The organism is Paraburkholderia sp. SIMBA_054 (assembly GCF_046534875.1).
Taxonomy (GTDB): domain Bacteria; phylum Pseudomonadota; class Gammaproteobacteria; order Burkholderiales; family Burkholderiaceae; genus Paraburkholderia; species Paraburkholderia hospita.
The window spans coordinates 1-266 of the sequence record NZ_JAWRXV010000916.1 but is presented as its reverse complement, the minus strand read 5'-3'; the positions used below and the strand labels follow the sequence as shown (position 1 = coordinate 266).

Sequence of the window (266 nt, the reverse complement as noted above, 5' to 3'; positions counted from 1 at the left end):
CCATCAGCGCTTATGCGCCGCATCCGAACGCAGCCAAGCTGTGGATGGAATATCTCTATTCCGACGAAGGCCAGATCGGCTGGCTGACCGGCTATTGCCACCCGATGCGCTACAACGAACTGGTGGCCGCGAAGAAAGTGCCGCAGGCGCTCCTCGACAAGTTGCCGCCGCCGTCGTCGTATAAGAACGTCGTGTTTCCGACGCTCTCGCAACAGGACGCGTACAAGGAAACCATCACGAAGCATTGGGACGAAACGGTCGGCGCG

General features: G+C 59.8%; 1 pseudogene. It reads left to right on the top strand.

From position 1 onward, the window contains the following. Nucleotides 1-266 (top strand): annotated as a pseudogene (locus SB822_RS57805) (ABC transporter substrate-binding protein); the annotation flags it as partial.